Source organism: Aquisalimonas lutea (genome assembly GCF_030409225.1).
Classification (GTDB): Bacteria; Pseudomonadota; Gammaproteobacteria; order Nitrococcales; family Aquisalimonadaceae; genus Aquisalimonas; species Aquisalimonas lutea.
Genome location: NZ_JAUFPK010000004.1, coordinates 58,112 through 75,966 on the forward strand (window position 1 = coordinate 58,112; position 17,855 = coordinate 75,966).

The 17,855-nt window shown below is 67.2% G+C and carries 14 protein-coding genes; 6 read left to right on the top strand and 8 right to left on the bottom strand.

From position 1 onward, the window contains the following. Positions 1 to 110: 110 nt before the first annotated feature. Entirely contained in the window at positions 111 to 761 is a 651-nt protein-coding gene (locus QWY84_RS11390; protein ID WP_290202817.1) for a response regulator, read from the top strand. 48 nt (positions 762 to 809) lie between these two features. Here the strand turns inward: QWY84_RS11390 and QWY84_RS11395 are convergent, their stop codons facing one another. Next, a complete protein-coding gene (locus QWY84_RS11395; protein WP_290202819.1) occupies positions 810 to 2,189 on the bottom strand; it encodes an ATP-binding response regulator in 1,380 nt (459 codons plus the stop codon). Beyond that, positions 2,186 to 3,358 carry an FIST N-terminal domain-containing protein gene (locus tag QWY84_RS11400; RefSeq protein ID WP_290202821.1) on the bottom strand — a complete coding sequence of 391 codons (1,173 nt, stop codon included), beginning with the start codon at positions 3,356 to 3,358 and terminating at the stop codon, positions 2,186 to 2,188. Before QWY84_RS11400 ends, QWY84_RS11395 begins: the two co-directional genes overlap by 4 nt. A gap of 231 nt (positions 3,359 to 3,589) precedes the next feature. Between QWY84_RS11400 and QWY84_RS11405 the strand changes: the two genes are divergently transcribed. The 4 genes from QWY84_RS11405 to QWY84_RS11420 all read left to right on the top strand — a co-directional run bounded on the left by QWY84_RS11405 (position 3,590) and on the right by QWY84_RS11420 (position 9,998). After that, the gene (locus QWY84_RS11405; protein ID WP_290202822.1) at positions 3,590 to 5,611 is read left to right on the top strand and encodes a copper amine oxidase; all 2,022 of its coding nucleotides are present in this window, start codon (positions 3,590 to 3,592) and stop codon (positions 5,609 to 5,611) included. Between the two features lie 141 nt (positions 5,612 to 5,752). Continuing rightward, positions 5,753 to 7,123 carry an alginate export family protein gene (locus tag QWY84_RS11410; RefSeq protein ID WP_290202823.1) on the top strand — a complete coding sequence of 457 codons (1,371 nt, stop codon included), beginning with the start codon at positions 5,753 to 5,755 and terminating at the stop codon, positions 7,121 to 7,123. Positions 7,124 to 7,157: 34 nt separating this feature from the next. After that, complete coding sequence (locus QWY84_RS11415; protein ID WP_290202824.1) at positions 7,158 to 8,564, top strand: aldehyde dehydrogenase family protein; 1,407 nt, start codon at positions 7,158 to 7,160, stop codon at positions 8,562 to 8,564. A 228-nt stretch (positions 8,565 to 8,792) separates the two neighbouring features. Next, positions 8,793 to 9,998, top strand: coding sequence for a multidrug effflux MFS transporter (locus QWY84_RS11420; RefSeq protein ID WP_290202825.1), 1,206 nt, complete (start codon positions 8,793 to 8,795; stop codon positions 9,996 to 9,998). Positions 9,999 to 10,034: 36 nt separating this feature from the next. Here QWY84_RS11420 and QWY84_RS11425 read toward each other — a convergent pair whose 3' ends face one another. The 3 genes from QWY84_RS11425 to QWY84_RS11435 form a co-directional block, all read right to left on the bottom strand. Next, a complete protein-coding gene (locus QWY84_RS11425) occupies positions 10,035 to 10,325 on the bottom strand; it encodes a DUF6455 family protein (protein WP_290202826.1) in 291 nt (96 codons plus the stop codon). 85 nt (positions 10,326 to 10,410) lie between these two features. Then, the gene (locus tag QWY84_RS11430) at positions 10,411 to 12,732 is read right to left on the bottom strand and encodes a cytochrome P450/oxidoreductase (RefSeq protein WP_290202827.1); all 2,322 of its coding nucleotides are present in this window, start codon (positions 12,730 to 12,732) and stop codon (positions 10,411 to 10,413) included. 101 nt (positions 12,733 to 12,833) lie between these two features. Beyond that, entirely contained in the window at positions 12,834 to 13,892 is a 1,059-nt protein-coding gene (locus QWY84_RS11435; RefSeq protein WP_290202828.1) for a TRAP transporter substrate-binding protein, read from the bottom strand. A 135-nt stretch (positions 13,893 to 14,027) separates the two neighbouring features. Between QWY84_RS11435 and QWY84_RS11440 the strand changes: the two genes are divergently transcribed. After that, the gene (locus QWY84_RS11440; protein WP_290202830.1) at positions 14,028 to 14,708 is read left to right on the top strand and encodes an IclR family transcriptional regulator; all 681 of its coding nucleotides are present in this window, start codon (positions 14,028 to 14,030) and stop codon (positions 14,706 to 14,708) included. Between the two features lie 71 nt (positions 14,709 to 14,779). Here the strand turns inward: QWY84_RS11440 and QWY84_RS11445 are convergent, their stop codons facing one another. From QWY84_RS11445 to QWY84_RS11455, 3 genes are read right to left on the bottom strand one after another with little or no spacing between them, the layout of a single operon-like run. Then, positions 14,780 to 16,078 carry a TRAP transporter large permease gene (locus QWY84_RS11445; protein WP_290202832.1) on the bottom strand — a complete coding sequence of 433 codons (1,299 nt, stop codon included), beginning with the start codon at positions 16,076 to 16,078 and terminating at the stop codon, positions 14,780 to 14,782. Next, positions 16,071 to 16,637: a TRAP transporter small permease gene (locus QWY84_RS11450; protein ID WP_290202834.1), complete on the bottom strand. Its 567-nt coding sequence runs from the start codon at positions 16,635 to 16,637 to the stop codon at positions 16,071 to 16,073. The genes QWY84_RS11445 and QWY84_RS11450 overlap by 8 nt, the downstream gene beginning before the upstream one ends. An 11-nt stretch (positions 16,638 to 16,648) precedes the next feature. Then, complete coding sequence (locus QWY84_RS11455; protein WP_290202835.1) at positions 16,649 to 17,713, bottom strand: TRAP transporter substrate-binding protein; 1,065 nt, start codon at positions 17,711 to 17,713, stop codon at positions 16,649 to 16,651. Positions 17,714 to 17,855: the final 142 nt, after the last annotated feature.

A 17,855-nucleotide genomic window follows, 5' to 3' on the forward strand; every position in this document is an offset into this window, starting at 1 on the left:
CGTCGCCGGACGGGGGCGTCCCGCCCGGCGCTTCCGGGCACCACCGGGTTTCGGTGGCGGTGTTCCGGCTGTAGTGTTGAAAGGTCATGGCCGGTCGGAGGCCCCAAGGTGTGAGTGTCGGAACCGTTCTTGTCATCGATGATCACCCCATCATGCGGGACGCGTTGCGGCATATCGCCCACGAGCTGTTCGGCGAGCTGCACTTCATGGAAGCGGAATCGCTGGCGACGGCGTTGCCGCAGCTGGCGTCGGCGACCCCGGACCTGATTCTCCTGGACCTCTGCCTACCGGGCAGTGACGACGCCACCGTTCTGGAAGACCTGCGCGCCCGCTGTCCGGGCCCCCCGGTGGTGGTCATCTCCCATGTCGAAGACCTGGACACCGTCCGCGAGGTGATTCGGCTGGGCGCGGCCGGCTTCGTGCCCAAGTCGGAATCCCGGGCGGTGATGCTGGCGGCGTTGCAGCTGGTCCTCTCCGGCGGCGTCTATCTGCCGCCCAATCTCGCGTTGCAAACCGGGGAAGTACCGTCCGGGCATCTTGCCGCGGCACCGAGAGCCTCGGCGGGAGCCGGCAACGTGACGCTCACGGGGCGCCAGCGCACGGTTCTGGATCTCATGGGGCAGGGCCTGTCCAACAAGCATATTGCCCGTGAGCTCGGGGTCAGCGAGTGGACGGTGAAAGCCCATGTCAGTGCCATCCTGCGCAAGCTCGGCGTGAGCACCCGGGTCGAGGCCGTTGTTGCGGCGGCGGGACGCCGGTAACCGGGCCCGGGCGACGCGGCGATCGGTGGTCGGTGTCGCGACGCGGGCTCAGGTCCGCGGCAGTGCCGCCGCGAGGGCATCGCGCAGCTTGTCCGGATCCAGCGGCTTGGCCAGAACCCTGGCGCCGCGTTCGGCCATTCTCTGTCGCATGCCCGGCTCGGGATGACTGGTCATGATGATGACGGGGACGCTTCGCCCGGATTCCAGGGTATCGAGCACGGCGTCCGCGAGCACGCCGTCATCGAGATGGTAGTCGAGCAGAACGAGCTCCGGCACGGGTGGCTGTTCCATCGCGCCTAGAAGCTCTTCCCTGTCGAGGCAAGGGGTCACGCTGCTGCCCCAGCTGCGCAGCAGGTTCTCCAGGGCGGTGAGAACCGCCGGGTCGTTGTCCACCACCGCCAGGTGCCGCCCGCTGAGACGGCCCGGCGTGGATCGGCCCGGCCCGGCGGGGGCCGGCTGTTCCGGCTCGGCCCGGCCGTAGGGCAGGTGGATGCCGAAGGTGGAGCCGTGACCGGGGCGGGAGTGGAAGATGAGCGGCGTTGCCATCAGCGCCGCAATCCGCTCGACGATGGCAAGCCCGAGACCCAGGCCTTTCTCCCGTCCTCCCGGCCGGGCGTCCAGCTGACTGAACTCGCGGAAGATCCGCTCGCGCTGATCCGCCGGAACGCCGACCCCGGTATCCAGTACCAGCACATCCACACCCGAGGGCCGGCGCCGGCAGCCGAGGACGATGCGTCCGCTTTCCGTGTACCGCAGGGCGTTGCTGAGGAGGTTGTGAAGCACGCGGTCGACGAGGACCGGGTCGGCGTGCACGACGGCGCTGCACGGCATGTGCCGGAACGACAGCCCCTCGACCTCGGCGCGCACGTGATACTCGGTGGCCAGTCGCTCCAGCATCGGCTGCAGGGGAAACGGCGCGGGCTGGCAGTGGAACGCCCCGGTTTCCAGCCGCGAGATGTCGACCAGGCTCAGCAGCAGGTCTTCCATGGTCTTCAGCGTGGCGTCGGCACCCGCCGCCAGATCCTGGGCCTCGTCGTCCGTGGAGTTCTCGACCAGGGTGTGCAGCAGCAGCCGGGCGGCCGTCAGCGGTTGCTGCAGATCATGGCTGACCGCAGTCAGGAAGCGGGTCTTGTTCTCGTTGGCCTGCTCGGCCTCGGCCTTGGCCTGCAGCATGGCCTGCTCGGCATCCCGCCGGCGGGTGACCTCCTCCGAGAGCTGCTGGTTGGTGGTTTCCAGCTCGGCGGTGCGTGCGCGCACGGTCTCCTCCAGGCTGGCTGCCTGGCGGAACAGGTCGTAGGCGGAGACGACGCCCTGGCCCTGGATGGCCTCGGCGCGATCCATCAGCGTCTCCACGACGCGCCGCAGGCGACGGTTCTCTTCCTGCGGATCGGGCATGTACGGCGGCGGATTCGAGGTGTGCCTGGTCATGGCGTGGCGCGGTCGGGACGGCCGATGGCGATGCCGGTGAACGTCTGGTTCAGGTGCATCATGTGCAATTGCTCTCCCAGCGTGCTCAGGCCGCCGATACGAAAGCGCCGGATCAGGTCCCTGGCCGCCGGCAGCCGGTCGTCCATCAGCAGCTCCTCGAAGCGCAGGGCGCAGTCGCAGCCGATGACCACGTCGAGCGGGCCCAGCTCGGCCTCTACCCGGGCGAGCTCCTGCTCCAGCATGCGCAGCAGGTCGTCGCGCTTGCCCAGCCGCAACACGACACCGGTATCGATCGCCGAGGTGAGCCGCAGAGCGCCTGACGGCGTGCCGCATACCTGCTGGATGGAGCGCACGTAGATGCTCTGGCCGATGCGGACCACCAGGGGGTTGTGGGCGAAAACATCGAGATCGAGCTGCTCCTGGCGCAGGCCGAGGGCGCGGGCATAGGCCGCGGCTGCGGGCTCGCCGTTGAGCTCGGTCACGGTGCGGTGGTCGGGGTCGGCGTCGGTGACCAGTAACCGGTCCTCGCCGGGGAGAAAGTGATGGTTGCTGAAGGTCTGGAACGGCAGGTCGCATTCCACCACCGCGACCACCGCCGCATCCCGGTGCCACCGGGTTGCGTTGAGGACATGGCCATCGCGGAACTCGAAGTCATCGCCCGCCGAACCACCGATCATGGGGATCGCGCCCAGGGCCGCCCCCAGCGCGCTGGCCAGACGCTCCTCGGCGAGGCAGAGGCCGTCCACGAAGAGAAGGCCGAAGCGGCCCCGGGCATGCGCTCCGATCTCCAGCAACGGCGCGACCTGCTCCTGGATCGCGGAAAGGCTGGACGTCGATGCGCGGCATATGAGCTGCGTGCGCACGCGGAACCAGCGGGCGTCCAGGGCCAGTGCCATCACGCCGTGGCCGATATAGCCCCGGGGTGTCAGCAGTGCCGAGCCGGTGCACCCCAGCAACGGAATATCGGGGAAACAGCGCCGCAGGGCACGTCCGAATTCCGGACCCGCATACTCGCTGGAGCAGAACACCACCAGCGCGGCTGCGGAGGACCCGGCCAGCTGCCGACGCAGCTCGGCAGCGGCCTGCCGGGGCGATCCGGCCTCCGAGACCGCCTGGTGTACGGCCTGCCCGGCGCCGGGCGCGACCAAGGGCGCTGCGGAGGCTCTCATGTCGTTCTCCTGGTTGGCCCCGTCCGGCGACTATAAGGCGGCCCGGCCCGGTGGTCCATACACCACCATCGGGCTAGCCCGATGGTGGTGTCGTGCCGCCGGCCTCGCGTCCGGCTAGCCCGTTGCGGCAATAGGCCGCGGCGCAAAAATGGCCTACAACAGACAGAGATGCACATGAGGCTGCGGCGACAGCCCCGATGAACAACGATAAAACGGCGAGGAGGAGACAGCATGAATCGCATTTCTACGCAGAGTGCACGCGGCGGCCACGGGAGCATCCGGGTGGCCGCCACGGCGATCGGCCTGTTGGGCTGCCTGGCACTGGAAGCGCACGCGAATCCGCAGCACCCGCTGGACCCGCTGACCCCGGAGGAGATGGAGTCCGCGGTGTCGGTGATTCGTGATTCCGGGAGGATCGATCCGGAAGCGGCGCAGTTTCCCTTCATCAATCTGGACAACCCCGACAAGGATTACGTGCGCGGCTTCTCCGAGGGGGATGCGCTGCGTCGCTCCGCGTTCGTCGTGGTCATGGAGGAGGGGGCTGTCTACGAGGCCGTGGTCGACCTGCAGGACGAGGCCGTTGACGAATGGAGTCACAAGCCCGATGTCGAGCCCAGCATCATGCTCGGCGAGTGGATGATGGCGCAGGAGCTGGTGATCAATCACCCGGATTTCCAGGCCGCCCTGGAGAAGCGCGGCCTGGAGAGCACCGAGGACATCTTCTGTACGCCGCTTTCCGCGGGCAATTTCGGGGATCCGGAAGAGGAGGGCCTGCGGCTGCTCAAGGTTCCCTGCTTCGACACCTCGCAGTCCGTGAGCAACCTCTACGGCCACCCCATCGAGGGGCTGTACGCCACGGTGGATCTCAACAATGAGGAAGTCATCTCGGTGGAGGATTCCGGCCCCGTCGCCATGTCCACGGACGATCACAACTACGACGAGGAGTCGGTGGCGGAGGAGCATGGCCTGCGGGATCCTCTGCGGCCGGTCGTGCAGCACTATCCCGACGGCGCCAACTACGAGATCGAAGGCCATTTCATCGAGTGGCAGAACTGGCGTTTCCACTACCGGCTGGATCAGCGCGTCGGCACCATCATCTCCCGGGTTTCCTACAAGGACGGTGACGAGCGACGGCCGATTCTCTACGAGGGGCATCTGTCCGAGATCTTCGTGCCCTACGTGGACCCCGACGACGCCTGGGCCTACCGGACGTACGTGGATGCCGGGGAGTACGGCGCCGGCCTCCTGGCGTCGCCCCTGGACCGCGGCCGCGACTGCCCCGCCGGCGCCAGCTACCTGGACGCCACGGTGATGATGGAGGACGGCTCCCCGATCACCCTGGAGAACGTGATGTGCGTGTTCGAGCGCAACACCGGCTCGCCGGAGTGGCGGCACGCGGAATGGGTCAACGAGACCCTGGAGAGCCGTCCCGGCGTGGAGCTCGTGGTGCGCATGGCCACGGCCATCGGCAACTACGATTACTTCTTCGACTGGGTCTTCACCCAGTCCGGGGAAATCCGCATGGACGTGGGCGCCGCCGGCATCGTGATCACCAAGGGCCTGGACACCGAGCACATGGATGATGCCTCCGCCGCCGAGGACACCCGCTACGGCACGCTGGTGGCGCCGAATCTCGGGGCTCCCTACCACGATCATTTCTACAGCTTCCGGCTGGACACCGAGGTGGACGGCGGCGCCAACACCTTCATCCGCATGCCGTACGAGGTGCGCGAGTTGCCGGATGATCGTGTACGCCGCAGCGTGTGGCATCCGGTGCAGGAAATTCCGGAAACCGATACGGAGGCCCGTTACCAGCTGAGCTACCGCAACCCCGCCATGTATCTCATGGTGAACGAGAACGAGGAAACGGCCCTGGGCCACAATCCGGGGTACATGCTGTTGCCCCGCAAGAACGTGAGCAAGCTGCTGCTGGACGATGATCCGCCCCAGATGCGGGCCGGCTTCACCGACCACCACATCTGGGTCACGCCCTTCGACGACGACGAGCGGTACGCCGCCGGCAACTATCCCAATCAGCACCCGGGCGGTGACGGCCTACCGGCCTGGACGGAGGATGAGCGCAGCATCCGCAACCGCGACGTGGTGCTCTGGTACACCATGGGCATGCGCCACGTCACCCGAACGGAAGACTGGCCCATCATGCCCATGCACTGGCAGAGCTTCAGTCTCCGGCCCATGAACTTCTTCGACCGCAATCCCAGTCTCGACCTGCGCCGCGACTTCCGCGACTAGGTCCGGGCCAGCCTCTGCCACACCCCCCGACGGGCAGCCCTGGTGCTGCCCCGGGGCGGCTCGTGCCCGGGAAACGGCAACAGCACCCGGTGCGCAGCGGCAGCGTGTTCGTCGACAACAACCATGAAGGCGAGGAGAACAATGGATATCCGCAAGCAATGCACGACGGCCCATCGACTGGGCGCCGGCCTGGCGGCCTGCCTGCTGGCGGCGCCGGTGTGCGCCTACGAGCTCAGCGACGACAACGGCGAACGCCTTTTGCTGGACCTGGAGGCCGGCGCCGGGGTGTTCTCCAGTTCGGAGGACTATTCGGGGGCGGGGCGCGACGACGTCACCTGGACGGAGAGCTACGCCAAGCTGGGCGTGTCCGGCAGCCGGGATCTGACGGACGGCGGCACCGTCTATGGCGCCGTCAGCGGCGTCGCCTCGGCGACCGGCGGCGACGGTGACGCCGCCGGATTCACCACCGGCGACGAGAGCCGTGTCGAGCTCGAGGACCTGTATCTCGGCTGGCGCTCCGGGAATCGCCTGTGGGGCATCGAGGACGCTGTCGATCTGGCCATCGGCAGCCGCTCCTTCACCCTGGGGGACGGCTGGCTGATCGGCGGTGATGCGCTGAGCTTCGGCGAGGGCCTCGGTGACGATCTGGACCGCGGCGGGGCCTACTGGCTGGCGCCGCGTCGGGCGTTTCGCCGGACGGCGACCGCCGGCGTCGATGTCCCCGGCCCGCTGCGGGGGGATGCGTTCTACCTGGGATCCGACAACCCGGCCCAGGGCGACACGGAGCTTGCCGGCCTGTCCCTGGAATGGATGCAATCGCGGCTGGGCACCTTCGGCGCCTATTACCTGGAGGTCCTCGACGTCGATTCGGATCGCCTGGGCGGCGCCTTTGCCTATCGCGACGATCTGGCCAGCTACGGGGTCCGCGGGCGAGGCTCCCTCGGCGTCGACAACGCCTCGTTCGCCTTCGAGGCGACCCTTCAGCAGGGAAGTCCGGACGTGCCCGGCGACGACCGCGATGTCGACGCCCGGGCATGGTACGTCGAGGCCGGCTACCAGTTCGTCGGGCTGCCGCTGGCGCCGCAGCTCACCTACCGTTTCAGCTCGTTCTCCGGCGACGAGGCGGGCTCCGGCGACATGGAGGCATTCGACCCGCTTTTCTACGGTTTCACCCGCGGCTACGGCACCTGGTACCAGGGCGAGGTGGCCGGCAACTACACGGGGCCGTTCAACACCAACGCGGACGTGCACCACGTGGGGCTGCATGTGCATCCCACGGAGACCATTCGCGCGGGGGTGCTGTTCTTCGATTTCACCACCCGCGAGCCGGCGTCGGGGGTGAGCAGCGATTTCGGCCGCGAGCTCGATCTCTTCGTGGAAGTCCCGGTTACCGAGAACCTGTTCGTGTCTCCCGTGTACTCCGTGTTCGTGCCGGGCGACGGCGGCGAGCAGACGCTGGCAAGCGACCGGACCAACCACTACGCGCAGGTGATCGGCGTGCTGTCTTTCTAGCCATCGCGGCTACCGACGAGGAGCGGAGTCAACAATGCGAGATGAAGCGCTTACCATCAATGGCGAAGCAATGCGGACGGCGGACCGGTTCGCCGTGATCAATCCGGGCGACGGCAGCATCGCCGGCTATGCATCCAATGCCGGCCGTGCGGAGCTCGACCGGGCCGTGGCTGCGGCGCGCGATGCCTTCCCGGGCTGGTCGCGGAAACCCGATGAAGAACTCCGGGCGGCGTGTACGGCGGTCGCCGGGCAGATCAACGACAACACCGAGGAGCTCGCCCGGCTCGTCACGCTGGAGCAGGGCAAGCCGCTCAACGGTCCCGGCTCGCGCTGGGAAATCGGGGCGGCAGCCGCCTGGGCCGAGCATACGGCGGGCCTGGCGTTGCCGCCGCGGGTGCTGCAGGACGACGACGACGGGCGTGTCGAGCTGTATCGCCGACCGCTCGGCGTGGTCGGTTCCATCACGCCCTGGAATTTCCCGGTGCTGATCGCGGTCTGGCACATGCTGCCGGCGCTGCGCACCGGCAACACCGTGGTGATCAAGCCGTCCCCGTACACCCCGCTGGCGACCACGCGGCTCGTGGAGCTCATGAACGAGGTCCTGCCGGCCGGAGTCGTCAACATCGTGACCGGGGACGACGGCATGGACAGCCTGGGTGCGGCGATGTCCGCCCATGCGGGAATCCGCAAGATCGTCTTTACCGGTTCGTGCGCCACCGGCAAGGCGGTCATGCGCAGCGCCGCCGAGACCATGAAGCGCCTGACCCTGGAGCTGGGCGGCAATGATGCGGGCATCGTCCTGCCCGATGCCGATCCCGGGGCAATCGCGGAAGACCTGTTCTGGGGTGCCTTCATCAACAACGGCCAGACCTGCGCCGCGATGAAGCGGCTGTACGTCCACGACAGCATCCACGACGATGTCTGCGACGCCCTGGTGGAGGTTGCCCGGAACGTTCCCGTGGGCCCAGGCCTGGACGAGGGCAGCATTCTGGGACCGATCCAGAACCGCATGCAGTTCGACAAGGTCAAGCGGCTGGTGGAGGATGCCGGGTCCCGCGGCCGCGTGCTTCTCGGTGGTGCGCCCGGTGACGGGCTGTTCTTTCCGCCGACCATTGTCTCCGGGCTCGCCAACGGCGATCCGCTGGTCGACGAGGAGCAGTTCGGCCCCGTCCTTCCGGTGATCCGCTACAGCGAGGTCGAGGATGCCGTTGCCGCGGCGAATGACAGCCCCAACGGACTGGGCGGATCGCTGTGGAGCGCGGACGTCGAGAGCGCGCGCCGGATGGCGCTCCGGCTGGAGTGCGGCTCGGTGTGGATCAACAAGCACGGCGCCATCCAGCCGAACGCACCGTTCGGCGGCGTCAAGCAGTCGGGCCTGGGTGTCGAGTTCGGCGAGGAAGGGCTGGCCGAGTATACCGACATCCAGGTGGTCCTGAGCTGAATCCGCTGCGGCGTGGCCGGGGCCGCGCCGCAGACCTCATGACAGGCAAGGACCAGCGGCACGTCCGGCGAACGATACGGCTCGTGGTTCAGGTGGAGCGCCGGGGAGCCGCCACTTGTCGTTTGCGTGGCCACCTGATAGTTTCATGGGCAACGAATAACGAGCGCATGAACAGCGAGCCGGCCCCGGCCCGCCTGCAAGGCCGGTTCGTCGCTGGAGTCCACCTTGTTGAAGCTGACATCCCCGTTGGCCGTTCTGGTTCTCGCGGCCATGACGGCGCTGGGGCCTCTGGCCACGGACATGTACCTGCCGGCCCTGCCCGCCATGGCGGAGTCGCTGGATGCCACGGCCGGACAGGTGCAGCTGACCCTGAGTGTCTACCTGCTGGGCTTCGCGGTGACCCAGCTCGTGTGCGGCCCGCTGTCGGACAGCTACGGCCGCAAGCCGGTTCTCCTCGGCGGATTCGGGCTGTTCCTGATCGCCAGCGTGGTCTGCGCCATGGCGTCCGGGATCGAGGTGCTCCTGGCGGGACGCTTCCTTCAGGCGCTGGGTGGGGCTGTCGGGCCGGTGCTCGGCCGGGCGATGGTCCGCGATATCCACGAGCCCGAGCACGCCGGCCGCATCCTGTCCTACATGGCGAGCGTCATGGCGGTGGCACCGGCGGCGGCACCGGTGATCGGCGGCGGGCTGCTGGTGGCGTTCGGCTGGCCGTCCATCTTCGTGCTGCTCACGGCGTACGCGGCCGTCATGCTGGTGGTGATCGCGTGGCTGTGGCCGGAGCCTCTGCCCGTCGAGCGCCGGCAGTCGATCCATCCCGGGGTGATCCTCGGCAACTTCCGTATGCTGATCGTGCAGCGGTCGTTCGTGGGCTACACGCTCACCAATGCCTCGGCGTTCTCCGGGCTGTTCGCCTTTCTCTCGGGCTCGTCGTTCGTTCTCATCGAGTTCCTGGGGGTCTCGCCCACCATGTACGGCGTGCTTTTCGCCGTGGTGGTCGGCGGATTCCTGAGCGGGACCCTGCTGAGCGGCCGTCTCAGCGGCATGGGAAGCCATCGCGTGGTGCCGCTGGGGGTCGGCCTGTGCCTGCTGGGCGGCGGCTCCATGGCGGTTCTCGCCGTCGCCGGCGTCTACCATGTACTGGCGGTGATCCCGTCGCACGCGATTTTCCTCGCCGGCGTGGGCGTGGTCATGCCCCAGACCATGGCCGGTGCCATTGCGCCGTTTCCGCAGTGCGCCGGGTCCGCCTCGTCGCTGTTCGGGTTCATCCAGATGACCGCAGCCGCCCTGACGGGGGCGGCGGTCGGCCAGCTGCACGACGGCACCTCGCGCACCATGGCCCTGACCATCGCCGTGGCGGGGCTCGGCGCTCTCGCGAGCTATGTCTTTCTCGTCCGCCCGGCCCGCCGTGCGGCGGAAAAGCCGGCTCACACCTGAACCTGCGGACCCCCAAGGCGGACCGCGCACGCCATGTCAGGACGGACGCGCTGCAGGCGAGCCCCCGCGTTGCCGGAATGCGCGGAAGTTCGCGGCGTTGGGGCAGAACTCCGCAGGCCCCCGCGCGGTGTCGCCGCATTCGAGGAAGCGCCGGCACAGGCGCTGGTTCGGGCAGGCGCGGCAGGTGCCGGCCATCCGGACCAGGCGGGTGCCGAGCTGGCTCCGGCCCACCTCGGCCAGATCCACATCGAGGTGTTCGGCCATCCTGCCCAGCAGGTAGGCGGGATGATCCTGGCGGGCGAGCAGGGACGCGAACAGGCGTTTCATGAGACCCCCTCCGTAGACGGTTTCACACAAAACTAAATGCCTGCTCGCCCTGGTGCCTTGATGCAGGTCAATCAGCTGCCGTGCACTACAGCGCGAGCACCAGCCGGCCGCGCCGGGCACGGGAGCAGCAGCTCATCATGCGGCCGCTTTCGCGGCGTTCCGTTTCCGTGAGCACCTTGTCCCGGTGATCGACGTCGCCCTCCCGGACGCTCACCTCGCAGGTGCCGCACAGGCCCTCCTCGCAGTCGCTGGGCACGTCGACGCTGGACGCCCGCAGGGCCTGGAGCAGCGTCTGGTCCGGGGGGACGTGGACCGTCAGATCGGAGTCGGTCAATTCCACGTCGAAGCCGATTTCCTGCGATGGATCGAGGTGGGTGCTTGCCGAGCTGAAGTGCTCGACGTGGAGGATGCCCTCCGGCCAGTCGGCGGTGACCGTCTCCAGCTCGTCGAGCAGCCGCTCCGGACCGCAGGCGTAGACTTGCTCGTTGGCTCCGCAGTCCGCCAGGACGCTGGCCAGGTCCATGCGCTGGCCGTCGGCCTTCAGGTAGGTCGTGAGCCGGTCGCCGTGGTCCCGTTGCAGTCGTTCCAGAAAGGCCATGGTTTCCTTTGAGCGCCCGGCGTAGTGAATGCGGTAGGGTTTGCCCAATGCCCGCAAACGGTCCGCCATGGCGATGATGGGTGTGATGCCGATACCGCCGGCGATCAGGACGTAGCCGGCCGCGTCCTCGTTCAGCCGGAAATGGTTCCGGGGCCCACGCAGGCGCACGGTCATGCCCTTGTCGATGGTGTCGTGGATATACGTCGAGCCGCCGCGCCCCTCCGGCTCCCGCAGAACGGCCACCTGCAGGGAATAGGGATCGGCTGGATCGCCGCACAGGGAGTACTTGCGGATGTAGTCACCGACCAGCAGATCGACGTGTGCACCGGGAGTCCATCCGGGAAGGCGCCGACCCCGCGGATCGGTCAGTGTCAGGCGCAGAACATCGTCGGCCGCGCGTTCCGCGCCGCTGACGCGGACCTGGCGGGCGATGTCCTGCTTGGATGGCGCGCCGATGGGCATGGGCATCTCCGTGTCGAGGATACCCGGATCGCTTCGCTCCGGATTGCGGGCAGGATCCCACCGTACCCACAGGTGCTCAGGGCCCCGGAAGGAGGTGTTGGGCACGAAGGTGAAGGTCTGGTCGGGCACCAGCTCCATGTGCGGCAGCCGCTTGGTGAACTCCTCCAGGAAGATGCGCATTTCCATTCGGGCCAGGTTCTTGCCCAGGCACTGGTGGCTGCCGTAGCCGAACGTCAGGTGGTCGGCGGTGTTGTCGCGGTAGATATCAAGCTCGTCCGGGTTCTCGAAGTGCCGCTCGTCGTGGTTCGCGGACGCGCTTACGATGAGCAGCTTCGCGCCCTCGGGGATGTCGACGCCGCCCACGGTGGTGTCCTGCATGGCGATGCGGCGCCAAGCGACCACGGAGCCGGAATAGCGCAGGCATTCCTCCACGGCGTTGGGGATCAGGGACGGCTCCTCGCAGACCTCTTCCCAGGTCTCCCGGTTATCCAGGAGAAGACGCAGCGCGTTGGCGATCGCGTGCGCCGTGGTCTCGTGGGCGGCGACGATGCCGGCCATCATCATCGAGTGCAGGTAGGAGTCCGTGACCACGTCCGGAAGCTCCTTCTGCCGGCGAATAGCGTAGCGCATCCAGCCGTGGCCGGAGGGGTCCTCGCGCATCTTCTCCAGGACCTTCCCGGCGTACTGCCAGAACTTGCCGACCGCCTCGGCGACCGCTACCTGCTCCTCGGGCGAAGGCCGGCCCCAGGTGTTCACCGTATGGGCGATGGAATACTCGCGCAGGGTGTCCATGTCGTCCTCGGGCACACCCAGAAAGTGCAGGGCCACGGTCAACGGGATCTCCCAGAGCATTTCATCGACGAGATCCACCTCGCCCTGGTCAATGAACCGGTTGACGTATTGCCGGGTCAGTCGCCGCACCATGGGTTCGTGCTTGGCCAGCTCCTCGGGCTCGAAGGATTCCATGAGTGCCCGGCGGCGCTCCATGTGGACCGGTTCGTCCTCATTCACCAGTGTGCGGTTGAGGGCGAAGTTGTAGCGCTTGAGCGTGTCTTCCGCCTCCTGGGAGACCGGCGTGATCTTCTCCAGGGCGATGGAGGGCGAGAAGACCTTGTTGTCCCGGAAGACGTGCTTGACGTCGTCGTAGCGGCTGACCACCCAGTATCCCAGCTTGGGGCTGTAGAAAACCGGCTCCTCGTTGCGGGACCAACGCAGGGCTTCGGCGGGGTCCACCTGGTAGGGGGCCTCGAACGGGTCGAAAGACGCGGCCTCGGCGGATACCGGGCAGCCTGTCGGAGACACTGCGCCTTCGAACGGGCAGTGGGCGCCTTGCAGCTTGCCTTCCATTGTCATGCTCCCCTCGCAGCGGTTACCAATAACGCACGTTCTGCATTACTTGTGCATACATCCGGGCTGGCGGGCGGTCCTGCACGCCAGCCCGGGCAAGGTCACGGCGTGATCGTCGCCTCGTGGATGCCGGAATCCGTCTCCAGGCGGTTGATCAGCCGCTCGTACATCGCCATGGCGGCTTCGCCGTCCACCCCTTCGGCCTCAGCCTGTTCCTGCCATTCCGCCTCGAGGTCCGCGGAGACATCCCGTACGGCCTGAACGAATTCCTCAGGAGCCTCGGTGATGGTCACATCGTGCTCTTCGCCGAACTCGTAGCCGCGCTCGTCCTCGATATCCATCATGTACCCGAACAATCGCGACAGGCGCTCGCCGGAGACCGACTCGATCGCTTCCTGGTCTTCCGGGCTCAGTGACTCCCAGGTGCTGCGATTCATGATCAGGGAGAAGCTGCCCCGGTACATGCCGCCCGGGACCCGGAGGACATGGGGCGCGACCTCCGCGACACGGAAGCTGCGCAGGGCCTCCGGGTTGAGCAGGATGCCGTCGATGACACCCTGCGAGGCCGCCTCGTACACCTCGGTCGGAGGCAGGTTGACCCCCCTGATGCCGAGCCCGTCGATGATGTCACCCATGACGCCGCCGCCTACGCGAATGCGCATGTCCTGCAGGTCGTCCAGCGAATCGGCCGGCTCGCGGGTGTAGATCAGGCCGGGACCATGCATGCCCAGCCCGAGGAGCTTCAGGCCCCGGTGCTCACCGACCTGGTCCAGGTGTTCCTGGTGGGTTCGCCAGTATGCGGCGGCGGCGACTTCCGAGGGGACGGATTCAAAGTACGGGAATTCCGGGAGCTTGGTCATGGTGAATCGGCCCGGAGTCAGCCCGTGGAAGATCCAGGTGATGTCGGCGATACCGTCGTATACGGCGTCCATCTGGGCAGGCGGGGCTGCCAGGTCGTAAACCACTTCCAGGGTCACGCGGCCATCCGTCGCTTCCTCGATCCATTTCCTGTAGGTGGGCCATACGATGGTGTTGACACCGTGCTGCGGTGAGCTCCAGGAGCTGACCGTCAGCGTCGTCCGTGCTTCTGCGTGTGCCTGGCTGCCGAGCATGGCAGTGCCCGCCAGGGCGAACGCAACACTGGTTATCCACTTTCTCATTCGTGTTCTCCTCGTTATTTGTTACTAATATCGCACATTATGTATTATTATTAGTATAGTGACCGAAAGATAGGCCAGCGCAGCGCTGCCGTCAAACCGTGCATCGGTGACGCGCTGCGGGAAGGGGGAAGTACCATGGCGACAACGCTCCAGACTCTGGACCGCGGGCTTCAGGCCCTGGAGATGATCGGGCGGCGGTCCGGAGGCGTGTCGGTTGCGGATCTTGCCGAGGAGCTCGATGTCCACCGGGCGATCGCCTACCGGATCGTGGCCACACTGCAGGCGCACGGGCTGGTGAGCCGCACCGGGGAAGGAACGATTCGTCTCGGGGCCGGCATCGCCCGGCTGGCCGCGGGCTTCGAGCCGCAGTTGCGCGAGGTGGCGATGCCGCTGCTGCAGTCGCTGGCCGATACATCCCGGGCAACCGCGTTCATCTCCGTTGCCCAGGGCAGCGAGTGCGTCGTCGTGCATGTCGCTGAACCGGAAATCGGCCTGCTGCGGGTCGGGTACCGGGTTGGCAGCCGCCACCCGCTGTCACTGGGTGCGGCGGGAATCGCGATCCTGGCCGGGCGTCCGCCGCAGGCCGACGAACCCGAGGCGGTTCGCCAGGCGCGCGCGGATGGCTACAGCCTGACCCGGGGCCAGCTGCAGGAAGGAGCGGTCGGTGTTGCGAGTCCGCTCGCGGATGGGCAGCGCACGGGCGGGTTGGAGGCGTGCGTCGGTGTCGTGGCCATGAACGACCTGGATACCGAGGTGGCCATCGGGGCGGTCAAGACAACGGCCCGCACGATCGCGCACCGCCTGGGGATGCAGTGACCAGGCGCGTGCATCGGGGCTGGCGTGCTGTCCTCCGCGGCCATTGACGGTGGGCCCCGAGGAAGCTGGCGTCAATAAAGAAGGTTCGGCAGGAACAGCGCCACGCCCGGCAGTGCAAGCACGATCAGCACGCGAATGATGCCCGCGACCCAGAAGGGGGTGACGCCCCGGAATATGGTGGCGGTGCTCACGTCCGGCAGAACGGCCCTGAGGACGAAGACGTTCATGCCCACCGGCGGCGTGATCAGGCTGATCTCGATGACGATCACCACGAGAATGCCGAACCAGACCAGGTCCAGCCCCATGCCGGCGACCACCGGGAAGAACACCGGCACGGTGAGCATGAGCATGGACATGCTCTCGAGCACGCATCCCAGTGCGATGTAGATGCCGATGATGGCGAGCACGACCAGCCACGGCGCGACGTCCAGGTTGTTGATGAACGCCAGCAGCTCGTCGGGCAGTCCCGCCCGGTTGATGAAGTTGGCGAAGATCAGCGCGCTCAGGACGATGGCGAACAGCATGGCCGTCATGCGCACGGTGTCGACCAGCACGTCATACAGCACGCGTACCGTGAGGGCGCGGCGCGCGAGGGCAATGATGAATGCGCCCGTCGCCCCGATCCCCGCTGCTTCCGTGGGCGTGAAAACGCCGATATAGATGCCGCCGATCACCAGGACGAACAGCGCCACCGTGTCGCCCACGGCGCTCAGCGCACGGAGCCGGCCGGCCCAGGAGGTCCTCTCGGCCGACGGCCCGGCGCCGGGGTTGGTGTACATCACCCACTGCACGGCGCCGATATACAGCACGATGCCGATGAAGCCGGGAACGAAGCCGGCGGCGAACAGCGAGCGGATGCTGGTCTCGGTGATGATCCCGTACAGCACCAGCATCACGCTCGGCGGGATGAGGATGCCGAGGGTCGCCCCGGCGGCGATGGATGCGGATGCCAGGGAATCGGCATAGCCGTACTTGCGCATTTGCGGCATGGCGACCTTGGCCATGGTCGCGGCCGTGGCCAGGCTGGAGCCGCAGATGGCGCTGAAGCCGCCCGAGGCCAGGATGGTGGCCATGGACTGGCCGCCCTGGCGATGCCCCAGGAACGCGTGGGAGGCGCGGAAGAGCCGGTCCGACAGGCCGGCCCGCGCCACCAGGTTGCCCATAAGGATGAACAGGGGAATGACCGACAGCGTGTAGCTCTGGGCGGTATCCACGATGCGCCGGGCCGCCATGGACTCGGCGGCGCCCCAGTTCCCTCCCAGGAGGTAGTAATAGCCGAAGAACCCTACCGTCCCCATGGCGAACGGCAGCGGCACGCGGAGGAAGAGAAGGACGAGAAGGACGGCGAAGCCAATCAGCGCTTCAAACATTGGCCTGGAAATCCTCCGGGTCGTGGACCTGGGCCTCCGACAGGGGGCCGCCGGCTCGAATCAGGCCCATGCCCTCGAGCAGATAGAGAAGGGCGCGCACCAGGGTGAGCAGTGCGGCAACGCCGGTCATGACGGCGATGACCCCGATGAGATAGCCCGTGGGGATGCGCAGGTACTCCGTGGTGTCACCCCACTGGAAGGCGCGCTCGGCGAGCCCCCAGATCGTGGGTGTCATGATCCACAGGGCGGCGGTGCACAGCAGGTTGATGGCGCATTGCCGGAGCCATACCAGGCCGCGCGGGAAAACGGTGTCCAGCAGGTCGATGGACACGTGCTCCTCGCGCCAGCACACCAGCGGGAAGGCCAGGAAGACGACGGTGGCCAGCATGATCTGGGTCAGCTCGACGGAGCCGGTCAGGGACAGGCCGAAGAAGTACCGTCCGATAACATCCACTGCCGTAATGAGCATCATCAGCAGCAGGGCGATGCCGGCAAGGCCCTCGAGGATCATCTCGAGGGCGTTGCCGACCTTTGCCACAGGTGCGGTCCGATCTGCCATCGGGCCTCCGGCTAGTTCTCTGTCTGCCGTACGGTCTCGGGCTCAATGGAGGGCGTGTCGGCCAGCTCGTCCAGGTGCTCGTAGAAGGCGTCCAGTGCCGCCTCGCCGTCGATGCCGAATTCATTGCTGACGTTCTGCTTCCATTCCTCCGGCAGGTGCTCGACACGCTCCTGCAGCTCCGCGATCTGGGCGTCATCGAGCTCGTGCCGGGTGCGGCCCAGCTCCTCGCTGAACTCGTAGCCGCGCTTGTCGGAGTAATCCATCATGTAGCCGAACAGGCGCGACAGCCGTTCCCCGGAGACCTCCCTGATGGCCTCGCGATCCTCGGCCGAGATCTCCGACCAGGTGTTCGGGTTGACGATGATGGCGAAACTGCCGCGGTAGAATCCGCCCGGCACGTACACCGTGTGGTCCGTCACCTCACCCACCCGGAACGAGCGCAGTGCCTCCGGGGTGAAGAACGCCGCATCGACAACGCCCTGGGCCAGGGCCTCGTAGGTCTCGGTAGGAGGAATGGCCACACCCTTGATGTCCAGGGCCGTCGCCACGTCGCTCATGACCCCGCCGCCGACGCGGGTGCCCAGCCCTTCCAGCTGGTCCAGCGAGGTGATCCGCTCCTTGGTGAACAGCTGCCCCGGGCCGTGGACGCCGACACCGAGCACCTCGAGGCCGCGGTGCTCGTTGGCCTGCGCCAGGTACTCCTCGTGGACCCGCCAGTAGGCGGCCGATGCCGTCTCGGAGGAGAAGGCCTCGAAGACCGGGAATTCCGGCAGCTTCGTCAGCTGGAACCGGCCGGGCATGTGCCCGTGGAAGATCCAGCTGGCGTCCGCAACGCCGTCGGCGACCAGATCCATCTGCGACTGGGGCGGACCCAGGTCGTAGACCACGTCCAGGGTGACCCGGCCATCCGTTGCTTCTTCGATCCATTCGTTCCAGGTGGGCCACACGATGGTGTTGATGCCGTGGTTCGGCGAGCCCCAGGTGCTGACGGTGATCGTGGTCTGGGCGACTGAGGTCCCGGTCGTGGCGGCCAGCATTGCGGTGCTCACTACCAGTGCTGCGGTCATTGAACGCATGGGTCGTTCTCCTCCGGTTAGGCGGGCTCGCTCGCCCGCTCGTGTTTACTTTTCCATGCAACTTTATCGACGTTGCCGGGAAATTCAAACAGGCCCCACAGGTCCTGCAGTGCGCAACGGCACCGGCGAGACAGGCGCCTCC

Excerpts from the sequence above, each read along its gene's own strand:
- QWY84_RS11395 (WP_290202819.1), bottom strand. The coding sequence starts at position 2,189 with ATGACCAGGCACACCTCGAATCCGCCGCCGTACATGCCCGATCCGCAG.
- QWY84_RS11400 (WP_290202821.1), bottom strand. The coding sequence starts at position 3,358 with ATGAGAGCCTCCGCAGCGCCCTTGGTCGCGCCCGGCGCCGGGCAGGCC.
- QWY84_RS11405 (WP_290202822.1), top strand. The coding sequence starts at position 3,590 with ATGAATCGCATTTCTACGCAGAGTGCACGCGGCGGCCACGGGAGCATC.
- QWY84_RS11410 (WP_290202823.1), top strand. The coding sequence starts at position 5,753 with ATGGATATCCGCAAGCAATGCACGACGGCCCATCGACTGGGCGCCGGC.
- QWY84_RS11415 (WP_290202824.1), top strand. The coding sequence starts at position 7,158 with ATGCGAGATGAAGCGCTTACCATCAATGGCGAAGCAATGCGGACGGCG.
- QWY84_RS11425 (WP_290202826.1), bottom strand. The coding sequence starts at position 10,325 with ATGAAACGCCTGTTCGCGTCCCTGCTCGCCCGCCAGGATCATCCCGCC.
- QWY84_RS11430 (WP_290202827.1), bottom strand. The coding sequence starts at position 12,732 with ATGGAAGGCAAGCTGCAAGGCGCCCACTGCCCGTTCGAAGGCGCAGTG.
- QWY84_RS11435 (WP_290202828.1), bottom strand. The coding sequence starts at position 13,892 with ATGAGAAAGTGGATAACCAGTGTTGCGTTCGCCCTGGCGGGCACTGCC.
- QWY84_RS11440 (WP_290202830.1), top strand. The coding sequence starts at position 14,028 with ATGGCGACAACGCTCCAGACTCTGGACCGCGGGCTTCAGGCCCTGGAG.
- QWY84_RS11445 (WP_290202832.1), bottom strand. The coding sequence starts at position 16,078 with ATGTTTGAAGCGCTGATTGGCTTCGCCGTCCTTCTCGTCCTTCTCTTC.
- QWY84_RS11450 (WP_290202834.1), bottom strand. The coding sequence starts at position 16,637 with ATGGCAGATCGGACCGCACCTGTGGCAAAGGTCGGCAACGCCCTCGAG.
- QWY84_RS11455 (WP_290202835.1), bottom strand. The coding sequence starts at position 17,713 with ATGCGTTCAATGACCGCAGCACTGGTAGTGAGCACCGCAATGCTGGCC.